Source organism: Streptomyces sp. Y20, from assembly GCF_043195475.1.
Classification (GTDB): Bacteria; Actinomycetota; Actinomycetes; order Streptomycetales; family Streptomycetaceae; genus Streptomyces.
On sequence record NZ_JBIDDP010000005.1, the window covers coordinates 41,651 to 61,067 of the forward strand.

Annotated in this window: 17 protein-coding genes; 6 read left to right on the forward strand and 11 right to left on the reverse strand. The window is 71.2% G+C overall.

The genetic code is table 11. The features are described from left to right. Window positions 1-98 precede the first annotated feature (98 nt). Genes ACGFT1_RS14410 through ACGFT1_RS14420 form a run of 3 tightly spaced genes read right to left on the reverse strand, consistent with a single transcriptional unit; the run spans window position 99 to window position 4,621 of the window. A complete protein-coding gene (locus ACGFT1_RS14410) occupies window positions 99-965 on the reverse strand; it encodes an HAD family hydrolase (protein ID WP_373909275.1) in 867 nt (288 codons plus the stop codon). Further along, window positions 965-3,418, reverse strand: coding sequence for a phosphoribosyltransferase (locus ACGFT1_RS14415; protein ID WP_373909276.1), 2,454 nt, complete (start codon window positions 3,416-3,418; stop codon window positions 965-967). Before ACGFT1_RS14415 ends, ACGFT1_RS14410 begins: the two co-directional genes overlap by 1 nt. A 27-nt stretch (window positions 3,419-3,445) precedes the next feature. Next, complete coding sequence (locus ACGFT1_RS14420) at window positions 3,446-4,621, reverse strand: HpcH/HpaI aldolase/citrate lyase family protein (protein WP_373909277.1); 1,176 nt, start codon at window positions 4,619-4,621, stop codon at window positions 3,446-3,448. A gap of 177 nt (window positions 4,622-4,798) precedes the next feature. On the opposite strand from ACGFT1_RS14420, the gene ACGFT1_RS14425 reads away from it, so the two are divergent. Continuing rightward, entirely contained in the window at window positions 4,799-5,560 is a 762-nt protein-coding gene (locus ACGFT1_RS14425) for a TerD family protein (RefSeq protein WP_373909278.1), read from the forward strand. 32 nt (window positions 5,561-5,592) lie between these two features. Here ACGFT1_RS14425 and ACGFT1_RS14430 read toward each other — a convergent pair whose 3' ends face one another. The 6 genes from ACGFT1_RS14430 to ACGFT1_RS14455 form a co-directional block, all read right to left on the reverse strand. Continuing rightward, a complete protein-coding gene (locus ACGFT1_RS14430) occupies window positions 5,593-6,327 on the reverse strand; it encodes a Tellurium resistance (protein ID WP_373909279.1) in 735 nt (244 codons plus the stop codon). 96 nt (window positions 6,328-6,423) lie between these two features. Next, on the reverse strand, window positions 6,424-7,563 hold the full coding sequence (locus ACGFT1_RS14435; protein WP_373909280.1) for a DUF475 domain-containing protein: 1,140 nt from the start codon (window positions 7,561-7,563) through the stop codon (window positions 6,424-6,426). 52 nt (window positions 7,564-7,615) lie between these two features. Next, window positions 7,616-8,194: a TerD family protein gene (locus ACGFT1_RS14440; RefSeq protein WP_373909281.1), complete on the reverse strand. Its 579-nt coding sequence runs from the start codon at window positions 8,192-8,194 to the stop codon at window positions 7,616-7,618. 97 nt (window positions 8,195-8,291) lie between these two features. Continuing rightward, window positions 8,292-8,867: a TerD family protein gene (locus ACGFT1_RS14445; RefSeq protein ID WP_356816107.1), complete on the reverse strand. Its 576-nt coding sequence runs from the start codon at window positions 8,865-8,867 to the stop codon at window positions 8,292-8,294. Window positions 8,868-9,006: 139 nt separating this feature from the next. Continuing rightward, window positions 9,007-9,465, reverse strand: coding sequence for a peroxiredoxin (locus ACGFT1_RS14450; RefSeq protein ID WP_373909282.1), 459 nt, complete (start codon window positions 9,463-9,465; stop codon window positions 9,007-9,009). Window positions 9,466-9,597: 132 nt separating this feature from the next. Continuing rightward, the gene (locus ACGFT1_RS14455; protein WP_205614247.1) at window positions 9,598-10,035 is read right to left on the reverse strand and encodes a DUF3052 domain-containing protein; all 438 of its coding nucleotides are present in this window, start codon (window positions 10,033-10,035) and stop codon (window positions 9,598-9,600) included. 381 nt (window positions 10,036-10,416) lie between these two features. Between ACGFT1_RS14455 and aceE the strand changes: the two genes are divergently transcribed. Together aceE and ACGFT1_RS14465 are read left to right on the forward strand one after the other, a co-directional pair. Next, window positions 10,417-13,164, forward strand: a complete 2,748-nt coding sequence (gene aceE / locus ACGFT1_RS14460) for a pyruvate dehydrogenase (acetyl-transferring), homodimeric type (RefSeq protein ID WP_373909283.1) — start codon at window positions 10,417-10,419, stop codon at window positions 13,162-13,164. 78 nt (window positions 13,165-13,242) lie between these two features. After that, window positions 13,243-13,983 (forward strand): potassium channel family protein, encoded by a 741-nt coding sequence (locus ACGFT1_RS14465; protein WP_373909284.1) that lies wholly within the window; start codon window positions 13,243-13,245, stop codon window positions 13,981-13,983. Between the two features lie 158 nt (window positions 13,984-14,141). Here the strand turns inward: ACGFT1_RS14465 and ACGFT1_RS14470 are convergent, their stop codons facing one another. Next, window positions 14,142-14,450, reverse strand: coding sequence for a small hydrophobic protein (locus tag ACGFT1_RS14470; RefSeq protein ID WP_373909285.1), 309 nt, complete (start codon window positions 14,448-14,450; stop codon window positions 14,142-14,144). Window positions 14,451-14,686: 236 nt separating this feature from the next. Further along, window positions 14,687-16,174, reverse strand: a complete 1,488-nt coding sequence (locus ACGFT1_RS14475; RefSeq protein WP_373909706.1) for an MFS transporter — start codon at window positions 16,172-16,174, stop codon at window positions 14,687-14,689. 242 nt (window positions 16,175-16,416) lie between these two features. Here ACGFT1_RS14475 and ACGFT1_RS14480 point away from each other — a divergent pair, with 242 nt between their 5' ends. The 3 genes from ACGFT1_RS14480 (at window position 16,417) to ACGFT1_RS14490 (ending at window position 19,311) form a co-directional block, all read left to right on the forward strand. Then, the gene (locus ACGFT1_RS14480; protein ID WP_373909286.1) at window positions 16,417-17,043 is read left to right on the forward strand and encodes a TetR family transcriptional regulator; all 627 of its coding nucleotides are present in this window, start codon (window positions 16,417-16,419) and stop codon (window positions 17,041-17,043) included. Window positions 17,044-17,178: 135 nt separating this feature from the next. After that, entirely contained in the window at window positions 17,179-18,396 is a 1,218-nt protein-coding gene (locus tag ACGFT1_RS14485; RefSeq protein ID WP_373909287.1) for an alpha/beta hydrolase, read from the forward strand. 66 nt (window positions 18,397-18,462) lie between these two features. After that, window positions 18,463-19,311: a DUF4429 domain-containing protein gene (locus ACGFT1_RS14490; protein WP_373909288.1), complete on the forward strand. Its 849-nt coding sequence runs from the start codon at window positions 18,463-18,465 to the stop codon at window positions 19,309-19,311. Window positions 19,312-19,417: the final 106 nt, after the last annotated feature.

Consider the following 19,417-nt stretch of genomic DNA (forward strand, 5'->3'; position numbering starts at 1 on the left):
CCCACCGTGCTGCCTACAGCCGTAGGCCGACACCGGTAGGCCGACACGCGTAGGTCAACACACGTAGGCCTACGGCTGTGGGCCGACTCCAGGGGGGCCTACGGCTGTGGGCCAACGGTCGTTGACCCGAGTCCAGCCCGCGCCGCCCGCGCCGCCCGTGCCGCTCCCACCGTCTCCAGGAACTCCCGCAGGATCCGCTCCCCCGCCAGCACCCCCCGCTCCGGCAGCGCGCTGATGTGCGGCGCGTTCCACGCGGTGTCGGCCAGCTCGCCGTGGCCGGGGCGCCAGCCGCGGTCGGCGGCCAGCAGCAGGTCGGCGTCGAGCAGCGAGTCCCCCGCCGCCAGTGTCAGCTGCGCGCCGGTGCGACGGGCGACCTCGCGAACGGCCGCGCTCTTGGTGAGCGGCTTCGGCACGGCGTAGATCTTGCGGCCCTGGAGCGAGACCGTCCAGCCCCGGTCCTCCGCCCACACCGCCAGCTCCTTCACCCACTCCTCGGGCAGCAGCTCGCGCTCGACCACGAGGTAGGCGAACAGGTCCTCCGCGATCCGCTGCCTGCGCACCCAGACCGGGTCGGCGGACCTCAGCAGGTGCTCGCGGATCTCCTCCAGCGGCGCGCACTCGTCGGCGAGCCGCGCCTGTACGGCCGCGTGCCAGCCGGCGTCGGTGACCCCGTCGACCAGGAGGTGCCCGCCGTTGGCGCAGATCGCGTACTTCGGCGGGGGCCCGGGCAGGTTGATGCGCTGGTACTGCTTGCGCGTCCGGGTCGTCGTCGGCACGAAGACGGCCGCGTCGCCGAGGTCGGTCAGCAGCCGGGCCGCGGTCTCCGTCAGGTAGGACAGCGGCCGTGCCTCATGCACCTCCACGCACAGCAGCCGGGGGGCGCGTGCGTCCGGCATGGTCAGCGCGAGGGCCGCGGCGGAGTAGATCAGCGTACGGTCGAGGTCGCTCGCCACCAGCACCGGCATCACGCGGTCACCGCCCGGCCGTCGGCGCCCGTCGCACCGCGCGTGTACTGGGGGTGGATCAGCCCGACGCAGGTGTACGGCAGGCCGTCGACCTCCTCTACCGGCACCCCGCGCTGCCCGGCGAGCAGCCGCACGTGGTCCAGGTCGGCGCCGGCACCGGCGCGCGCGAGGATCTTCCACGGCACCCGGCGCAGCAGCACCCGGGTGGTCTCGCCGACGCCGGGCTTGACGAGGTTCACGTCGTGGATGCCGTACTCCTCGCTGATGCGCTCCACGGCCCGCCAGCCCGCCCAGGTGGGCGAACGGTCCTCGGCCATCAGCTCCCCGGCCGCCGCGCCGACGGAGCCGGCGACCTCCGGGAAGCGGGCGGAGACGGCGTCGAGGAAGGCCCCGGAGACGTCCGAGCCGGCGAGTTCGCGGTAGAACTTGGCGCCGTGGAAGTCGTCCGGGCCGACGAGGTCCGCGCGCAGGACGGTGCGGGAGATGAGGCCGGACACCGTGGAGTTGAGGCAGGCGGAGGGGATGAGGAAGTCCTCGCGGGTGCCGTAGGTGCGGACGCAGGAGCCGGGGTCGGCGAGGACGGCGATCTCCGGGTCGAAGCCCGTGATGCCTTCCTTCGCCTCGAACTCCTCCACCGCCCGGGCCAGTTCGCGGGTGATGGCGCCCTTGCCGGTCCAGCCGTCCACGAACACGACGTCCCGGGGGTCGTGATGGGCGGCGAGCCAGCGCAGCGCGTTGGCGTCGATGCCCCGGCCCCGGACGATGGAGACGGCGTAGTGCGGCACGTCGAGACCGTGCCGGAACCGCGCCCAGCGGCGCATGAGGATGCCGACCGGGGTGCCCGCGCGGGCGAGGGAGACCAGCACCGGGCGGGGTGAGCGCTCCGCCAGGACCAGCTCCGTCACCGCGCCGGCCGCCCGGGCGATCCGTGCGGCCGAGGCGTCCAGGGCGGCGTGGAACAGCTGCTGGTACTGCTCGCTGGGCTGGTACTCCACCGGCAGCGACTCGGCGTAGTGCGCCCCGCCGCTCTGGATGGCCTCCTCGCGCTCCTCGGTCGGCGCCTCCAGGGTGACGTCGGAGAGGTCCTGGAGCAGCCAGCCGACCTCCTCCGGCGCGTACGAGGAGAAAGCGGGGCCGCGGAGGGGCTCGGGCAGCATGGCCGGCCTTTCGGGTGCGTGCGGGACGTACGAGGGGACGACCGCGAGCAGGACGTGCGGGACGTGCTCGGCGAGGCGGGCGAGGAGGCCGTCGGACGCGTGCAGGGCGGGAGTGTCGCCGACCGAGTCGACCACGGCGACGACGGCGTCGAAGCCGGCGCCGGCGACGTTGTAGGCGTAGCGCTCGCCGGGGCCGTCGGCCGGGTCGTCGTGGGCGGGGAAGACCAGGCGGGTGCGGATGGCGTAGCCGGGGTCGTCGACCGCGAGCACGGGCGAGCGCGTGGTGGTGGAGAACCGTACGTCTGCCGGCAGGAGGCGTTCCAGCTCGCGGGCGAGCCGCAGCGGGGCGTACATCAGCTCCTCGGACCCGAGGACGAGGACGCGGCGGGCGCCGGCGGGCAGGGCCGCGGCGGTGCGGGCGGCCATGGCGGGCAGCGCGGCGTCGAGGCGGGCGCGGTGGGCGGGCGTGAAGCCGTGCCGGCCGCCGTCGGGGAGGCCGGGGGGCCAGCACAGGTCGACCCGGGCCGCCCGCCCCGGCCGGGCCGTGTCCGGCCCGGCGTACGGGGAGAGGTCGGCGGCGGACGTGTACCGCGCTACCAGCTCCCGCCCCTTCTCCAGCACCCCCTCCGGCAGCCGCACGGTCCCGGACGCGGCGGCGACGAGATCCACCCGCGCCCCGATCTCACCGGCGAACCGTTCCATCCGGGCGGTGTCCTCGGGCGCGCGCATGTCCACCAGCGCGACGACGACATAGCGCCGTCGCGCATACCGTTCGTGCAGGTCGCGAATGGTGTTCAGGACCGTGTTACCGGTGGAGAACTCGTCGTCCACCAGGACCAGCGGCCCGTCGCCGGACAGCAGCCCGGGGTCCTCGGGGAGCAGCAGATGGGACGTGGCGTGGGAGTGCGACTCCTCGAAGCCGCCGGCCCGGGCGACGCCCGCCACCGGCCGGCGGGTGGAGTGCAGGTACGGCGCCGTCCCGAGGCCGTCGGCCACCGCGTGGCCCAGCCCGGTCGCGGTCTCCGCGTAGCCGAGGACGACGGCGGTGGCCGTCTCCGCCCCGAGCAGCTCCGCGACCCGGCGGCCCAGCCGGAACCCGTGGCCGTGCACCACGGACGGCGTCTGGGGGACGTGCTTGCCGAGCACGTTGGAGACCAGCAGGTGGGCCCGCTTGGGGTTGCGGCGCAGGGCGAGCCCGAGGAGGGCCGGCAGCCCGTCGTCGCCCGTGAGTCCGACCCCGAGTCGCTCGGCGACCCAGCTGCCGGACCAGACCCCGTCGTTCACTGCGTTGTTCATGCGTTCCTTGGAAAGAGGTGGGCAGGGTCAGCCGGGTATGCCGGCGGCGAGCAGCTCCACGAAGCCGACGTCCTCGTTGGCGACGCCGAACACCTCGGCGCGCAGCAGGGTCCGCTCGGCCCAGGCGCGGTGCGGCTTCACCTCGTTCATCTTGTTCGTGTACGCCGACCTGAGGACACCCCCGCCGCCCCGTTCCGGCCGCAGGATGTCCTGGGCGTCGCTGAACTCCTCGTGGCTGACCACGGAGAGCGCGTGGACGGGCAGGACGTGGGAGGGGTGGATGCAGGTCTTGCCGAGGAGGCCGTTGGCCTGGTCGAGGGAGATCTCGCGGAGCAGGCCGTCCATGGCGTGTTCGATGAGCTGCTCGCGCAGCGCGACGGCCTGCATCTCCAGGAAGGGGCTCTGCCGGAGCTGCGGCTTGAACATGCGCTCGGAGACGCGGAAGTACTCCCAGACCGGGCCGGTGACGGTGAAGCCGGTGCCGTCGGCACGGCCGAGCATGTTCACGACGTCGGCGATCACGGACGCGACGATCCGGACGTCGTAGGCCGTCATGTCGGGGGCGCGGCGCAGGCCGTAGGAGGAGCAGAAGTCGGTCACGCCGAGGCGGAGGGCCAGGACCCGCTCGCGGTACTTGTCGACCGCGCGGAATATGCCCTCCAGGGCGTCCACGCGGGACTCTAGGTAGAGCAGTTCGGGGGACTCCAGGACCGGCATGGCGAAGAGCCGCCGGCCGGCGGCGGCCTCGGCGTCGGTCAGGGCCTCCAGGAAGGGGATGCCGCGTTCCCCGGTGAACTTGGGCAGCACGAAACCGGACAGCAGGTGCACGGCCGGGCCGAGACGCCGTACCAGGTCGGGTATCTGCTCGGGGGTGCGCACCCGGATGAACAGCAGGGGAAGCTCCACGCCGGGCCGGGCGGCGTGGCCGGCGAGGGCGGTGAACTGGCGGACGAGGTTCTCCTCGCCCGCCGGGACGTCCGCGTCGCCGATCGAGTCCTCCAGGCACAGCACCATCGAGACCACGCCGTTCCCGGCCTGTCTGACGATGTCGTCGGCCAGCCGGGGCCGGGTGGCCGGGCTGTACAGCGTGGCGCCCAGGGCGGCGGAGAGCAGCCGGGCCGGGGAGTCGGCGGTGAACGCGCACGGCTCCCGGTGGAAGAGGCGCTGCCGCACCTCCGGGGCGATGTGCCCGAAATGACGCATAGGACTCCCTCTGGGGTGCGAGCCGAGTCTGTGGATTCGGTAAAGGGTGGCCGGTAATAGTACGTAGGGATCCGTGTCCGGAGTTCCCGGTGGGCATGAATTTCCGGTAACCCGCCCATGTCGGCGCCACGGCCCCCCGCATTGTCGTGAGCAGGACCGAGAGGGCAGGATGACCGCATGACGCACGCGATGCTGAAGGGGTCGAACGTCCCGCTGGAGGCCACCACGGTCCGCGCGGTGCTGCGCTGGACGCCGGGGCGGGAAGTCCCGGACGTGGACGCCTCGGCGCTGCTGCTGGGCCCCGACGGCCGTGTGCGCTCCGACGAGGACTTCGTCTTCTACAACCAGCCCCGGCACCCGTCAGGGGTGGTGTGGCGACTGGGCAAGAAGCGGATCGCCGAGGGACTGACCGACACGATCCAGACAGACCTGCCCGGTGTCGAACCGGGCATCGGCCGGATCCTGCTGGTCGCCTCCGCCGACGGTGTCCCCTTCGACCGGGTGCCGGCGCTGTGCATCCTGCTGTACGACGCGGGGGCCGCCGACGGGGAGCCGCTGGCCCGGTTCGACATCAAGCCGGAGACCGGTGCCGAGACGGCGCTGATCTGCGGGGAGCTGTACCGGCGCGGGGAGGGCTGGAAGTTCCGCGCCCTGGGCGAGGGGTACTCCAACGGGCTCAGGGGGCTGGCCACCGACTTCGGGATCTCGGTGGACGAGTCGGAGGGGACCGAGGAGGAGCCGGCTCCCGCCGGGCCGGGGTCCCGGCCGCTGCCCCCGGAGCTGCCGGCGTCCGCGGTGCCGCCGCAGGCGGCCTACGGCTACCCGCAGCCGGCGCCGCAGACGCACCCGCAGCCGGTGCCGGTGCCCGTGCCGGCCACCGTGGGGCCGGACCCGTACTTCCGGCTGCCGCCGCAGGGGCCGCAGTTCATCGGGCGGTAGGGGCGGCGCCTACGGGTCGGTCCCCGGCGTGACTACCGGTCGACCTTGGTCTTGTAGCCCCGGCCCCACTGGAGCCCCCAGCCGTACAGGCGGTCCAGTTCGCCCTGGAAGCCGTAGACGAACTTGACCTCCCGGCGGACGACGAGTTCCCCCTTGACGTTCTCGATCATGACCACGGCGCAGGAGCGGGCCTGGGGGTGGCGTTCGTCCAGGCCTATCTCGATGCGGGGGCCGTTGCTCGGGTAGAGGGTGACGATCGCGTGGGTGCGGTCGAAGGCGGGCGTCCGGTCGTAGATGTAGACGAAGACCAGCAGCCGCTTGAGCTCGTCCCGGTGGTCGAGGTTGACGTACATCGTCTCGCCGGACCCCGAGCCGAACCGGTCGTCGCCGCTGAGCTTGATGTACGGCGGCGCGTTGACGTCGCCGAGATAGCCGCCGAGGGGCTGGACGACCCCCTTGGTGCCGTCGGCCAGCTCGTACAGGCAGCCGAGGTCGAGGTCGACGTCGACCATGCTCTGCCCGTGGCCGAGGATCTCCGGCGGCTTCAGTGCCCGGAAGGGGTGCCGCAGCAGGCTGGGGCGGCGGCCCCCGTCGAAGTCGGAGGTGCGCATCCGCCAGGTGAGGTTGACGCGCAGGTGCCCGGTGGCCGCGTCCTGTTTGGTGAGGGACACCGCCTGATGCCGTCCGGTGAGCTGGATGGCGTTGGTCGCGTTGCCCGAGTCGAAGTCGGCGGCGCGCCCGCCCAGCAGTCCGTCGAAGAAACCCATTCCCGCCCCCAGGTGCTCGCGTGCTCGTCCAGACGCCGTCGGGGGCGGCCGCCACTCCGGCCGCCCCGCTGAGAGCGTTCCTCACCCGCGGGGCCGTCACACCCCGGACGGGACCTCCGCCTTGTCGCCGCTGCCCGCACCGGCCGCGGCCAGCGCGCGGTTGCGGCGGACGGAGGACCAGAACGACCAGGCGATCAGGACGACGCCGACGAGGCCGGTGATGACCTCGTTGATCTCGTACCGGATGGTGACCATGAGGATGATGGCCAGGGCGCCGATCGCGTAGTGGGCGCCGTGCTCCAGGTAGACGTAGTCGTCGAGGGTGCCCTGGCGGACCAGGTACACCGTCAGCGACCGGACGTACATCGCGCCGATACCGAGGCCGAGGGCCATCAGGACGATGTCGTTGGTGATGGCGAAGGCGCCGATCACGCCGTCGAAGGAGAAGGACGCGTCCAGGACCTCGAGGTAGAGGAACATGAAGAACGCGGCCTGGCCGGCCAGGACGACCGCGGAGCGCTCCTTGCCGGAGCGGGCGGCCTGTTCCTCCTCCTCGTGCTCACGCTCCTCCTCTTCCTCCAGCCTGTCCTCGAAGAAGCCGGAGAGACCGCCGACGACCATGTAGGTGATCAGACCCGCGATGCCGGCGATCAGGACCGTCTGGGCCTTGTCGACGTGGGCGCCGCCGTGCTGGTGGGCGTGGGTGGCGAAGGTGAAGGAGGTGATGAGCAGGACGACGAGGGAGATGCAGACCGCCAGCATGTCGACCTTGCCGAGCTTGGCAAGGGGCCGCTCGATCCAGCGCAGCCACTGGATGTCCCGGTCCTCGAAGATGAAGTCGAGGAAGATCATCAGCAGGAACATGCCACCGAAGGCGGCGATCGCCGGGTGCGCGTCGGTGACCAGCTGCTGGTAGCGGTCCTTGTCGTTGAGCGCGAGGTCGACGGCCTTGAGCGGGCCCATCTTGGCGGTGACCGCCACGATGACGACGGGGAACACCAGCCGCATGCCGAAGACCGCGATGAGGACGCCGACCGTGAGGAAGATCTTCTGCCAGAACGCGCTCATCTTCTTCAAGATCCCGGCGTTGACCACCGCGTTGTCGAAAGAGAGCGAGATTTCCAGGACGGCGAGGATCGCCACGATGCCGAAGGCCGTCCACCCCCCGTAGAACACCGCGGCGACCAGGCCGAGCGCGGTGATCGCGAACGACCAGCCGAAGGTTTTCAGAAGCACTGGCTACCCCATCATCTGTTGGGGGAGGTTCTCCCCCGCGCCGTACGCGGCTTTACGAAACGTTGACTCCGAAGTCTAGAGCGATGCCCCGGAGTCCCGACGCGTACCCCTGACCGACGGCACGGAACTTCCACTCGCCCTGGTACCTGTACAGCTCGCCGAAAATCATGGCCGTCTCGGTGGAGGCGTCCTCGCTGAGGTCGTAGCGGGCCAGCTCCTGGCCGTCGGCCTGGTTGACGACCCGGATGAAGGCGTTGGAGACCTGGCCGAAGGTCTGGCCGCGCTCGTCCGCCATATGGATGGAGACGGGGAAGATGATCTTCTCGCAGCGGGCCGGCACCTGGCCGAGGTCCACCAGGACCGACTCGTCGTCGCCCTCCCCCTCGCCGGTGAGGTTGTCCCCGGTGTGCTCCACGGAGCCCTCGGGGCTCGTGAGCTGGTTGTAGAACACGAAGTACTCGTCGCCCAGCACCCGGTTGGCGCCGTCGCACAGCAGCGCGCTGGCGTCCAGGTCGAAGGGGGCGCCGGTGGTGGACCGCGCGTCCCAGCCGAGCCCGATCATGACGTTGGTGAGGTTCGGTGCGGCCTTGGAGAGGGAGACGTTGCCTCCCTTGGCGAGCGTGACGCCCATGATGCTGGTCCTCCCCTGGGTGGTGCCTGCCTGGTGGTGCTGCGCGTCCGGCGCCGCCCGTGGAACGGTGCGGCGCCGGAGCGGGAGCGGATCGGTGTCAGACGTTGACGCCGAAGTCCTGGGCGATGCCGCGCAGACCCGAGGCGTAACCCTGGCCGACGGCGCGGAACTTCCACTCCGCGCCGTTGCGGTAGAGCTCGCCGAAGACCATGGCGGTCTCGGTGGAGGCGTCCTCGCTCAGGTCGTAGCGCGCGATCTCCTGCTGGTTGGCCTGGTTCACGACGCGGATGAAGGCGTTGCGGACCTGGCCGAAGGACTGCTGGCGGTTCTCGGCTTCGTAGATCGACACCGGGAAGACGATCCTCTCGATGTCGGCCGGGACGCCGGCCAGGTCCACCTTGACCTGCTCGTCGTCGCCCTCGCCCTCACCGGTGAGGTTGTCACCGGTGTGCTCGACGGACCCGTCCGGGCTCTTGAGGTTGTTGAAGAAGACGAAGTGCTGGTCGCTCGCGACCTTGCCGGAGTTGTTCAGCAGCAGCGCACTGGCGTCGAGGTCGAAGTCCGTGCCGGTGGTGGTGCGCACGTCCCAGCCCAGACCGACGATGACGGCGGTCAGGCCCGGGGCCTCCTTCGTCAGGGATACGTTGCCGCCCTTGCTGAGGCTGACTCCCACGGGTCCTCCATGTGGTGTTCGGGGGCGGGGGCCCCGTCGTGCTTCGGATATGGGATCAACGTGCCGATCCTAGTGACGGGTTCCCGCCCCGCGCAGATCATGAGCATGGGAGATCAGCGGTTCCGAGCCGCCGGACGGCTCAGAGGGCGTCGAGCGCCTTGACGTATTCGCCCAGGTCACGGGCGTCGGGCAGACCGTTGACCACGGTCCACCGGACGATGCCCTCCTTGTCGATGATGAAGGTGCCCCTAACGGCGCAGCCCTTGTCCTCGTCGAGGACGCCGTACGCGCGCGAGACCTCACCGTGCGGCCAGAAGTCGCTCAGCAGGGGGTACTCGAAGCCCTCCTGCTCGGCGAAGACGCGCAGGGTGTGGATGGAGTCGTTGGAGACGGCGAGCAACTGGGTGTCGCGGTCCGAGAACGTCGGCAGGTTGTCGCGCAGCTCGCACAGCTCGCCGGTGCACACGCCGGTGAAGGCGAACGGATAGAAGAGGAGGACCACGTTCTTGTCGCCGTGGAACTCCGAGAGCCGCACGGTCCGGCCGTGGTTGTCCTTCAGCTCGAAGTCGGGGGCCTTGTCTCCGACCTGGATCGCCATCGTCGTGCATCCCTTCGGTGGGCTGTCGGGGGGAGGGCACAGCAAACGCCGTGCTCCACCCTACGCAGCGATCCCCGGGGGGTGCGGACGGGCCGGGCGTCGCCGGCCCGTCCGGTGGCGGTGACGAAGCGGTCACTTCTTGGACTTGGCCGCCTTGGGTGTCGCCAGACGGCTGCCGCTCCAGTCCTTGCCGACACTGACGCTCTTGGCCGCGGTCAGGCCGGCCGTCGTGGCGGCGTCCTGGATGTCGCTCGGCTCCACGTACCCCGAACGGCCGGTCTTCGGCGTGAGGAGCAGGATGATGCCGCCCTCTTCGATGTACGTGGTGGCATCCACCAGCGCATCCGTCAGGTCGCCGTCGTCATCACGGAACCACAGCACGACGGCGTCGGCCACGTCGTCGTAGTCCTCGTCCATGAGGTCGCCCTCGATGGCTTCCTCGATGGCCTCGCGGAGCTCCTGATCGACGTCGTCGTCGTAGCCGATCTCCTGGACCACCTGCCCGGGCTGGAAACCCAGCCTGCCGGCAGGGTTCGTCCGCTCCTCCGCGTGGTCCGCGGTCGCGCTCACGGGGTGCCTCCTGATCATGTTTTGGGGGATATCTCAGCCACGCGCGTGCGCGAAGCATTGGCCGTAGTCCACACGGGCGGGGCGGATCGCGCAAGTACCCGGCCCTCGGGACCGCCGAAACGGTGACGATCCCGGCCGGGTCGCCGCAACTTCTGGCACCGTATCCCGTTTCCGGGTAACCCACCTCACACCGATGTGCCCCGTTTGTGCCGTTCGGAATCATCCACAGACACGTCACTCGAACGACTTTGCCAAGCGCGTCACACCCCGGGCGTATCGTTGCGTTTTGACCGGTGCGGATGACGTACGCCTTCCCGAGGTACACGATGGGGACGGCGTAGGCAGGCGCAGAAACTGGCCCTCTCACAGGTAAGGAACAGCGTGGCTTCCGGATCCGATCGTAATCCGATCATCATTGGCGGCCTTCCGAGTCAGGTTCCTGACTTCGATCCCGAAGAGACCCAGGAGTGGCTCGACTCCCTGGACGCCGCCGTCGACGAGCGCGGCCGGGAGCGGGCCCGCTACCTCATGCTCCGCCTGATCGAACGGGCGCGTGAGAAGCGCGTGGCCGTGCCCGAGATGCGCAGCACGGACTACGTCAACACCATCCCCACCAAGAGCGAGCCGTTCTTCCCCGGCAACGAGGAGATCGAGCGCCGGGTCCTGAACGCGACCCGCTGGAACGCGGCCGTCATGGTGTCCCGCGCCCAGCGCCCCGGCATCGGCGTCGGCGGCCACATCGCCACGTTCGCCTCCTCCGCCTCCCTGTACGACGTCGGCTTCAACCACTTCTTCCGCGGCAAGGACGAGGGCGACGGCGGCGACCAGGTCTTCTTCCAGGGCCACGCCTCCCCCGGCATCTACGCCCGCGCCTACCTGCTCGACCGGCTCACCGAGGACCAGCTGGACGGCTTCCGCCAGGAGAAGTCGAAGCACCCGGTCGGCCTGTCCAGCTACCCCCACCCGCGCTCGATGCCGGACTTCTGGGAGTTCCCGACGGTCTCCATGGGTCTCGGCCCGCTCGGCGCGATCTACCAGGCGCGGATGAACCGCTACATGGAGGCGCGCGGTATCGCGGACACCTCCCGCTCGCACGTGTGGGCGTTCCTCGGCGACGGCGAGATGGACGAGCCGGAGTCCCTCGGCCAGCTGACCATCGCCGCGCGCGAGGGTCTGGACAACCTGACCTTCGTCGTCAACTGCAACCTCCAGCGCCTCGACGGCCCGGTGCGCGGCAACGGCAAGATCATCCAGGAGCTGGAGTCGGTCTTCCGGGGCGCCGGCTGGAACGTCATCAAGCTGATCTGGGACCGCACCTGGGACCCGCTGCTCGCGCAGGACCGGGACGGCATCCTCGTCAACAAGATGAACCGCACCCCGGACGGCCAGTTCCAGACGTACGCCACCGAGTCCGGCGCCTACATCCGCGACCACTTCTTCGGCGACGACCACCGGCTGCGGGCGATGGTCGAGAACATGACCGACGACCAGATCCTGCACCTGGGCCGCGGCGGCCACGACCACCGCAAGATCTACGCGGCGTTCAAGGCGGCCAAGGAGCACCGGGGCCAGCCGACGGTCATCCTCGCCAAGACGGTCAAGGGCTGGACGCTGGGCCCGAACTTCGAGGGCCGCAACGCCACCCACCAGATGAAGAAGCTGACGGTCGACGACCTCAAGCGCTTCCGGGACCGCCTGCACCTGCCGATCTCCGACAAGGAGCTGGAGTCCGGCCTGCCGCCGTACTACCACCCGGGCCGGGACACGGAGGAGATCCAGTACATGCACGACCGCCGCCGGTCGCTCGGCGGTTACGTCCCCACCCGCGTCGTCCGCTCCCAGCCGCTGTCGCTGCCGGACGACAAGACGTACGCGACCGTGAAGAAGGGCACGGGCCAGCAGTCCATCGCGACGACGATGGCCTTCGTGCGCCTCCTCAAGGACCTCATGCGGGACAAGGAGATCGGCAAGCGGTTCGTGCTGATCGCGCCGGACGAGTACCGCACGTTCGGCATGGACTCCTTCTTCCCGAGTGCGAAGATCTACAACCCGCTCGGCCAGCAGTACGAGGCGGTGGACCGCGAGCTGCTCCTGGCCTACAAGGAGTCGCCGACCGGCCAGATGCTGCACGACGGCATCTCCGAGGCGGGCTGCACGGCCTCGCTGATCGCGGCCGGCTCGGCGTACGCCACGCACGGCGAGCCGCTGATCCCCGTCTACGTCTTCTACTCGATGTTCGGGTTCCAGCGCACGGGTGACCAGTTCTGGCAGATGGCCGACCAGCTGGCACGCGGCTTCGTGCTGGGTGCCACCGCCGGCCGTACGACCCTGACGGGTGAGGGTCTCCAGCACGCGGACGGCCACTCCCAGCTGCTCGCCTCGACCAACCCGGCGTGCGTGGCCTACGACCCGGCGTACGCCTACGAGATCGCGCACATCGTGCAGGACGGCCTGCGCCGGATGTACGGCAGCTCGCCCGAGCACCCGCACGGCGAGGACGTCTTCTACTACCTGACCGTCTACAACGAGCCCATCCAGCACCCGGCCGAGCCCGCGGACGTGGACGTGGAGGGCATCGTGAAGGGCGTCCACCGGATCGGCGAGGGCACCGGCGGCTCGATCCCGGCGCAGATCATGGCCTCCGGTGTCGCGGTGCCGTGGGCGCTTGAGGCGCAGCGGCTCCTCGCCGAGGAGTGGGACGTCAAGGCCGACGTGTGGTCGGCGACCTCCTGGAACGAACTGCGCCGCGAGGCCGTGGAGTGCGAGCGGCACAACCTGCTGCACCCCGAGGAGGAGCAGCGGGTGCCGTACGTGACGCGGAAGCTCGGCGGTGCGGAGGGCCCGTTCGTGGCCGTGTCCGACTGGATGCGGTCGGTTCCGGACCAGATCGCCCGGTGGGTGCCGGGCACCTACCAGTCCCTCGGCGCGGACGGCTTCGGCTTCGCCGACACGCGGGGGGCGGCGCGCCGCTTCTTCCACATCGACGCCCAGTCGATCGTGGTGGCGGTGCTGACGGAGCTGGCGCGCGAGGGGAAGGTGGACCGGTCCGTGCTGAAGCAGGCCATCGACCGGTACCAGCTGCTGGACGTCTCGGCGGCGGACCCGGGCGCGGCGGGCGGCGACGCGTGACCTGAGCGGCCCGGAAACGACCCGAGGGCGGTGGAGCCGGACGCTCCACCGCCCTTACGTCTTCTTTACCATGCGTGCATGGAACAACTGTCGGCGCAGGCCCGGTGGGAGCGGCACACCCAACGGCCGCTGCTGGCGTTCGCACTGGCGTTCGCCGTCGCTTACGCGGTGCCGATCGTGGACGCGTCCGCCGGACGCTCGCTGACCGTCGCGTGCACGGTGGTCGAGTGGGTGGTGTGGGGCGCTTTCGCCGTCGACTACCTGATACGGCTGGCGCTCGCCCCGCACCGCAGGCAGTTCGTACGGCGCCACTGGCCCGACCTGTGCGCGGTGGTCCTGCCGATGCTCCAGCCCCTGCGGCTGCTGCGCCTGGTGTCCACACTGCTGCTGGTGGGCCGAAGGGCGCGGATGGCGCCGCAGATCCAGCTCACCACGTACGTCGTCGGGGCCGTGATCGGGCTGCTGATGTTCGGCTCGCTGGCGGTGCTGTCCGTGGAGCGCGAATCGCCGCACGGGAACATCCTGACGCTGGGCGACGCCGTGTGGTGGTCCTTCACGACGATGACGACCGTCGGGTACGGGGACCACGCGCCGACCACCGGGCTCGGGCGGATGATCGCCGTCGGGCTGATGCTGTCCGGCATCGCGCTGCTCGGTGTCGTCACCGCGAACATCGCCGCGTGGTTCATCTCGCGGTTCGAGAAGGACGACGTGGAGGAACGGCGGCAGACGGAGGCGATCAATTCCCTGACCGAGGAGGTACGGCTCCTGCGGGCCGAGGTGGCCCGGCTGACCGCGGAACAGCGCCAACACCGCTGACCCGACCCCGGGCGAGCCGGTACCGCGCTCGACCGGCCCGCGCCGTTCCCGCGCCCCGCGGGGCGCGGGAACGGCGCGGTCAGCCACGACGAACCCGCGGCCGCACCCCTACGTCAAGGCGTCGCGGGCCGCGGGCACCCGCGGTGACGCTTCGTCCGTCACAGCAGGCCGTGGCCCCAGGCCGCCGCGCCCGCCAGGGCGATGATGGCGAGCAGGGTGTCGATCGCGCCCAGGATCAGGGCCACCAGAGCCGGTACGTTGCGGTCGTTGGACCAGGCGCGGCCCATCGACTGCCAGCCGCAGAACATCGCGACGGGGCCGAGGACGATGCCCAGCGCGAAGAAGCCGGCCACCGCGCAGATGGTGCCTATGATCCCGAGCGTCGCACGGTCCGGCCCGGTCCGCTGCCACGTCCGGCCGCGGGACCGGGGGTACCCGCGCGTTCCTTGCCCGAAGCCCGCCATCATCAACTCCCTGAGGTTTTCTGGACAGTTCGGCTTCGGTGTGCGGGTACCCCGGTTCCGTCCCGGCAGACCTGCGTGCGTCGCCCCCCTCCGGCAGCGCGCGCCGCGGCCCGGCCGTCCCCAGGCCCTGCGGAGGACTTGACCCACCGTGACCTGCGGCGCGCGCCTCGCGCGAGGGATGTTGAGCGGGGTCACCCTGATAGGGGAACTCCGCCGAAGGGTGGAGCGGTGAGCGGGTCTCAGATGTGCCCCACGCCCGCGCCCGCCTCCGCGTTGTCGCCCCGCTTGGTGAGCAGCGCGACCAGAACGGCGACCGCCGCCACGCCGGCCGCGACCAGGGAGGCGCGGCTCATGCCGGAGATGAAGGTGTCGTGGGCGACGGCCGTGATCTTCGCTGCGACCGGCTCCGGCATGCTCTTCGTCACCGGGGCAACGCCGACCTGCACCGCCTCCGAGGCCTGGCCGAGCTGACCGGGCGTCAGCTTCGGCAGGCCGGCGTCGGCCCAGTTGCCCGGCAGGTCGCTGTCGACCTTGGAGGCCATGACGGCACCGAGCACCGCCGTACCGAGGCTGCTGCCGATCTGCATGGCCGCCTGCTGGAGACCGCCGGCCACGCCGGACAGCTCCATGGGGGCGTTGCCGACGATGACCTCGGTGGCACCGACCATGACCGGCGCCAGACCGAGGCCGAGCAGGGCGAACCACAGGGACATCAGCGCGCTGCCGGTGTCGACCTCCAGCGTGGACATGCCGTACAGGGCGACCGCGGTGACGGCCATGCCGCCGGCCAGCGGGACGCGCGGGCCGAGCCGGGTGATCGCGGCGCCGGCCAGCGGGGAGCCGACGATCATCATGCAGGTGAGCGGCAGCAGGTGCAGGCCGGCGTCGACGGGGCTCATCCCGTGGACGTTCTGGAGGTAGAACGTCACGAAGAACAGGCCGCCCATGAACGCGATGGCCATCATCACCATCAGCACCGCGCCCGCCGAGAACGGCACGGAACGGAACAGGCGCAGCGGGATCAGCGGTTCCGCCACCCGCGTCTCCCAGAGGGCGAAGAGGACGAACAGCAGCACCGAGGCGCCGAGGAACAGCCAGGTCCGGCCCGCTCCCCAGCCCCACGCCGGTGCCTTGATGAGCGCCCAGACCAGGCAGAACATCGCGCCGGACAGCAGGGCGATGCCAAGCAGGTCGAAGGAGCGCGGCGCGTTTTCCGCCCGGTGGTCGAGAAGGATCATGGTGCCGAGGAGCAGGGCGAGGGCGCCGACCGGCACGTTGATGAAGAACACCGACTGCCAGTTGACGTGCTCGACGAGGACGCCGCCGAGGATGGGACCGCCCGCCGTGGAGGCGCCGATCACCATGCCCCACACGCCGATGGCCATGTTGAGCTTCTCGGCCGGGAAGGTGGCTCGCAGCACGCCGAGCGCGGCCGGCATCAGCAGCGCGCCGAAGAGCCCCTGGAAGACGCGGAAGGTGACGACCGCGGCGATGCTGCCGGAGAGCCCGATGGCACCGGAGGCGAGGGCGAAGCCGCTGACCCCGATGAGGAAGGTCTGCCGGTGGCCGAAGCGGTCACCGAGCTTGCCCGCGGTGATCAGGGTGACCGCGAGGGCGAGGAAGTAGGAGTTGGTGATCCACTGCACGTCGGCGAAGGACGCGTGCAGATCGTCGCGGATGGCCGGGTTGGCGATGGCCACGATGGTGCCGTCCAGGGCCACCATCATGACCCCTACGGCAACGGTGATGAGGGTGAGCCACGGGTGGCCACGCAGGCCCGGGGCCGGGGGCGGTCCCGGCGGAGCGGGCGACTTGTCCCCCGGTCCCGTCGAGTCGATGGCGGTCTGACTAGTCATACCCCGAGATTAGTGACAGCGACTGACAGTTGACAAACGGAATCACAAGCCGGTTACTGACATGGCGCCGCCGGATAGGCTGAACAGGCCGGACGTTCACGGAAGAGAGGCCCATGGAGACGCTGCGCGAACGCAAGAAGCGGCGTACCCGGGAGGCGCTGCTGCGGGCCGCTCTCGAACTGTTCACCACGCAGGGGTACGAGCAGACCACCGTCGACGAGATCGCCGAGGCCGTCGACGTCTCGCAGCGCACCTTCTTCCGCTACTTCGCGGGCAAGGAGGACGTGGCCTTCGCGGTCCAGCAGACGACGGAGGCGGCCTTCGTGGCCGCCGTCCGGGCCCGGCCGCCGCAGGAGGCGCCGATGCAGGCGCTGCGGCAGGCGTTCCTGGAGGGCTGGGACGCGATCCGCGAGACCGTCGCGTCGGCCGTCCCGGTCGAGCTGTACCTGCGCATGTACCGCACGATCGATTCCACGCCCGCGCTGCTCGCCGCCCATCTGCGCCGGTCGGCGGCGACGGAGGAGACCATCGCGCGGGTGCTGGCCGAGCGGGAGGGCGTCGACGTGGACGCCGACCCCCGGCCACGGCTGGCGGTGGCCGTGTTCGGCGGGGTGATACGGGTCTCCGAACGGCAATGGTGCACCAGCGAGGACTTCGGCCTGGAGTCGATCCGCACGCTCACCGCGTCGTACCTCGACCAGCTGGGTTCGGCGCTCACGGGCAACTGGCGCGCCGGCTGAGAGCGCCGGCGGACCATGGCGGGCCCCGACGGAACGGCGGCGTGGCGCCCGGTGCCCGCTGAAACGTGTCCGGGCACGTGATCCCTGTCACTCCGTTACCGCGAGACCCTCTCGTTCTCCTAGTGTGTCCTCCCAGTGACTTCCTTCGACACCTCCCCGAAATTCAAGGTCTGGCGCGCCCTGCCGGCGCTGGCCGTGGTGTTCGTGATGCTCGCGACCACCGGCTGGACCGCCATGCGCAGCCACCGGGAGTCGACGGCACTCCAGGCCTCGCTCTCCCAGTGGGAGCACGGCAGCATCCACGGCCGCCACCTGCCGGACCCCGGGTCCGGCCCGGCGCCCCTCCGCCGCTTCTTCGCCTCGCTCACCCCGCACGAGCGCGACCGTCTCGCCCACCGCTACCCGCTGGCGGTCGGCAACATGAACGGCGCACCCGTCCCGCTGCGCTACCGCGCCAACCGCGTCGCGCTGAAGCAGGCCCGCGGGGTGGAGCGGAAGCGGATGCACGACAGCCGGCTCAGCTCGGCCGGCCAGCAGGACGCGGGCCACCGAATGCAGCGCTACACGTCCCTGCTGAGCCCCGGCCGGCACATCCTGGCCTTCGACCCCGAGGGCTCGGGCCGGGTCGCCGAGGTGTTCGGCGACCTCGACAGGGCGCGGCGGGTCTCGGTCGTCGTCCCCGGCGTCGACACCGACCTGCTCACCTTCCAGCGGACGTACCGCAGGTACAGCGCACCGGTCGGCATGGCCAAGGCTCTGTACGCGGCCGAGCGCGAGGCGAGCCCCGCGACCGGTACGGCGGTGATCGCCTGGGCCGACTACACCGCCCCCGACGGGCTCGGCGTGGACGCGGCCACCGGCCTGCGCGCCGAGGAGGGCGCCGTGCGGCTGAACGCGCTGCTGCGCGCGCTGCCCGGCCGGGCCCCGGTGTCGATGTTCTGCCACAGCTACGGCTCCGTCGTCTGCGGGGTCGCCGCGCACGGCATGCCCGGCCGGGTGGCCGACATAGCCGTGGCCGCGAGCCCCGGCATGCGGGTCACCGCGGCCGGCCGCCTGGGCACGACGGCCCGGGTGTGGGCCATGCGGGACGCCACCGACTGGGTGCAGGACGTGCCGTACCTGGAAGTGGGCGGCCTCGGTCACGGCGCCGACCCGGTGTCCGCGGGGTTCGGCGCGCGGGTGCTGTCGGCGCGGGACGCGCAGGGCCACAGCGGTTACTTCCAGCCGGGCACGGACAGCCTGCGCAACCTCGCCGACATCGGCGTGGGCGCGTACGACGGGGTGACGTGCGCACAGGAGAACGACGTGTGCCGGTCCGGTCTGTCCGGCACGACGACGGCCGGACGCGCGTAGAGACAGCAGGAATTGCGGTCTGCGCGGGTGGCGACGGAGGAGCACGTGCCGCATACGATGAGCCGCATGGGTGACGTACTGGCGGGTTTTCATGCCGTCTGGGAGTTCGAGTCCGACTCCGTGCTCATCCGTTACGAACGGGGGATACGGACACCGAAGCTGTTCCAGGCGCTCGGCGAGCGCCGGATTCCGCTGGCCGCGGTCGAGGGGGTGACCCTCACCCCGGGCCGGCGCGGCACGGTCGTCCTGCGGCTGCGGCCGCGCCCCGGCGCCGATCCGCTGATGGAGGCGGCCGACGGCCAGCTGAAGGAGGGCTCCGACCCCTACCGGCTGGTGCTGCCGGCGGAGCGGGAGACCCTCGCGGAGTACTACGCCGACGAGCTGAGGGGCCTGCTGACCGGGTCCGGACCCGCCGACCGGTACCTGGTGGCGGCGCCCGAGGCACCGCTCCAGTTCAAGGCGTACGACGGGAAGGCCTCCTTCGACGGGACGTCCGTGCAGTTCCGCTGGTCGTGGACGGGGGCGTCCTCGGCGAAGTGGAAGGCCGGCGACCAGAGCTTCGCGGTGGCCGGCCTGAGCGGGGTGGAGTGGCGGTCGCCGGAGGTCTTCGAGGGACACCTGCGGCTGCTGCCCCGTGACCAGGGCGCCGGCCGGTCCGCGCAGCCGGACCAGGACCCGGCGTCGGTGGTGTTCGGGCTGGGCTACGGGCCGGTGCACGAGTCGCTGCCGTTCGCCGCGGCGGTCCTCGCGGCGGTGCGCTCCCGCGGGGCGGCCCCGGCGGCGCCGGCCGTGTCACCACGCGATCCCGCCGGCATCGCCGAGCGGATCCGGCACCTCGGGGAGCTGCACCGGGCGGGGCTGATCACCGACGAGGAGTTCGCCGCCAAGAAGGCCGAACTGCTCGCCGAGCTGTAGCGTCCACCGGCGCGGTCCGGCGGGCCGGGGCCGGCCCCAGCGCGGCCGGGCCCCGTCCGCCGGGCACGGTCCGCTCCGGAGCCCGCGCGTCCGCGCGTCCGGCCGC